This window comes from Bartonella sp. TS25HLJMH, from assembly GCF_042193505.1.
Classification (GTDB): Bacteria; Pseudomonadota; Alphaproteobacteria; order Rhizobiales; family Rhizobiaceae; genus Bartonella; species Bartonella grahamii.
The window spans coordinates 1-3,027 of sequence record NZ_JBHILV010000049.1; the positions used below are offsets into that span (position 1 = coordinate 1).

2 protein-coding genes and 1 pseudogene are annotated in these 3,027 nt (G+C 32.8%); all 3 read right to left on the bottom strand.

Annotation, left to right across the window (positions count from 1 at the left end):
- Positions 1-249: 249 nt before the first annotated feature.
- Positions 250-1,116, bottom strand: a complete 867-nt coding sequence (locus ACFINF_RS08960; protein ID WP_375620555.1) for a DNA adenine methylase — start codon at positions 1,114-1,116, stop codon at positions 250-252.
- Between the two features lie 68 nt (positions 1,117-1,184).
- Positions 1,185-2,567, bottom strand: coding sequence for a ParB/Srx family N-terminal domain-containing protein (locus ACFINF_RS08965; RefSeq protein WP_375620556.1), 1,383 nt, complete (start codon positions 2,565-2,567; stop codon positions 1,185-1,187).
- Between the two features lie 274 nt (positions 2,568-2,841).
- A pseudogene (locus tag ACFINF_RS08970) lies at positions 2,842-3,027 on the bottom strand (integrase); the annotation flags it as partial.

Genomic DNA, 3,027 nt, shown 5'->3' on the forward strand with positions numbered 1-3,027 from the left:
TTGTAAGTATTTTTACACAAAAACCAAATATCCGACTCTAAACATACTCTGAGACGCGCGAAATTCTTTAGAAAATGGTTTCTTAATTTTGCTCGTCTCATGGAGGCGATAGAGAATGTCTTCGCCCATTTAAAATAGTGGTTCTCAAAGAGTTAAACACACCAAACCTTTCCTTAAAATATGAAATTGACTGACAGCAATCAAACTTTCAAAGCTTGTAGAGAGAACAAATTTTGTTTATGAAAGCAGCTAAGCCACGTTACAAAGTGATGTTATATTCTGTTCTAATGATTGTGGAATTTTGATCTTTGGTGAGAAAATCATCAGTTCTTGAGCTTGTCTCTTATTTTGTAGAGAATACCGTATATTAAATTCTATTTTAGGATATTGATTGTACAAGAATTTAATTTCTTCTACGTTGTCATAAGTAATTAACCAAAGCGCATTCACATGTTTAGAAATGATACTTTCTAAATCGCAATGATCTTTAGCTTTATAAAATGAAGTATACAGCTCTTTTCCTTTTTTAAAATAAGGAGGGTCCATATAAAAAAAGGTGTTTTCATCAGTTCCATAACGCAGCAAAAATTCCTGTGCATTTAAACGAGTTAAATATATCCTATCTTTTTGTACACTTATATTTCTAATCCGGCTAATTAAGTCCCTTTTGTTGAATCTACAGTTTATTTTGTAACTCCCAACTTGTTGTTTTCCTCCAATAGGACCAGCATTTTTAATGATTCCAGATCTGTTTGTGCGATTCAAAAAAAATGCAGCAAACCCAACGCTAAGCACGTCTGCGTTTTCAGGAGAAATTTCTTTTTGTTTATACCACTCTTCTAAGTTAATGGTCGTTGTATTGATTTTTTCTATTAATTCTTCTGTCTTGTGCAAAACACAATACCAAAAACTCCAAATAAACGGATCAATATCATTAATGTAGATATCTTTAACATCGTTATTTAAAAGAAAATTTAGAGCCAATCCGCCCCCACCAGCAAAAGGCTCACGATAAGAACATCCATTTAATCCATTTTTCTCAAAAATTTCTTTGATTCTTCCATAGAGTGCAGCCTTGCCACCAGGATACCTTAATGGAGAATAATTATAAGCCATCTCTGTAAACCTTACAGTATTAAAACAAAGCCATGTTATCATATTTTGTTCATATTGGCCAGCAATGGCTAAAGCATTTGACGAGCATTCTGCAATTTTTTGTCATACACTTCATTGATTAATTGCATTAACACTGGCTTTAATACTTGTATATCACTGAGAACCTCTAGATAACTCAAGGGTGCTGAACGGAAGGCATGTTTAGCTGTATTGGCTTGCATTCTAACCTTCGCTAGAGTGTCTAAAATAGCTTTCTCATTTTCATTTATATACTGTGTATCGTCAAGTTCGGTTTTTAATAATCGACAATACTTTGAAAACTTATCCTTTAAAAAATTATCAAAAGATTTGTTTTCTCGGCCTAAAAAGCCTGTCAGCCCTTCGAATAAACAACTAAACGCTATATACACAAGAGGTGTATCAGCGTCAGTACCTAATTTTTTTACTGAAGAATATATACTGATGGGTTTTATAATACCTAATTTCTGCAACTGATCTGCAATTTCTTCATCATAAATGCGGCGAAATAATTTTTGTTTTGGATAATTTCCATCTTTATTCGCATCGCTTGTAGGTAGATTATCTTTTCTTTTAGAATACTCTGTTTCTTTTTTATCCTTGCCTTTTCTAGCAAGCTTTTTAGAAGAACTAAATAAATTAGTTAGATTAGAAGAATCAAATGATTTAGTTAGACCAAATTTGCGAGATAAGATTTCAAAATATTTTTCTATATCTTTTCTATTATTGCAAGAACGAGAATTTATCTTTTTTTCAAGTATATCTTGTACAAATTGTTTCAAAAAATTATCAAGTGCAGAATTTTCTTCATATGAACATGAAAAGATGAGCTTGTCCTCCAACTGATTATAATAAATTCCAGTATACTCAAAAAAAGTTGTTTTAGAAATCAAACGTGTGACAGTCGTTATCTCATAATCTAATGAAGGATCCTCCAACAGATGATTCAATAATAGGTATGCAAATCTATTCGGATTGTCTGGCGAATAACGTGACTTTTGTATAGCATTCCATGGCTTCACACCTTTTCCATTATTTTGACCTAAATGCTTTATCTCCATCCAGTGATTTGCTTCTTTTATGTCAGAAGCAATAGCACATTCTACAGAAGTTATGTGAATTTTACGGTCAGCACTATATTTAGCGATCTTTTTACCTAGATGCTCTGGAGCTAGACTTGGATTATCAAGAAGTTTGAGCGCAGCAAGCCGCCGATTACCTTCTTTAACAACGTACTTCTCTCCATCTTGTATTACCATAAGCTTTTCAAATGGAGACAACCCGTTTTCAGCAATATCTTCGGCCAATTCCAAAATTTTTTCTGTAATACAAAGAAAATTTATAGCATCCTTTTCACTTGTGAATCTGGGAATTCTAGGATTTTCTAGATCAAGTTTAAGTGTTTTTAAAGAAAATTCTTTAGTGTTTATCATTACTCTTAACCAACAATACAAAATATCGAATCATAATATTAACATGGTAAACTGACAAATATTCTATATTAAAGTCTACTTTATATATGAATCACACTTTGGAATCTCTCTTTAATCTTCTCTAGCTAAAAGGCGAGTAATGTTTTAAACATCGTCCAACTTTTTCCTTTTATTTCAAAGTGAAGTAAACGTAAATGCTGCAAAAGAATCCAGTTCAGGCACTTACATCATTTGAGAAAAATTTCTGAGAAAAGACTCTCTATTTTTAATTTTGTCAAGCCTTTCCTGATATAAAAGACGCCCATTGTTCCAAGAGAACATGTCGCTGTTCTAAAAAATCCGTTCGCATGTAGGCTTTCGTCACTGAACTCCCAACTGTATGTGCAAGAACAGTTTCGGCAATCTCAAATGGTGTTGACGTTGTCTCTGCTATCCAATCCCGTAAGCTTGAACGAAAACC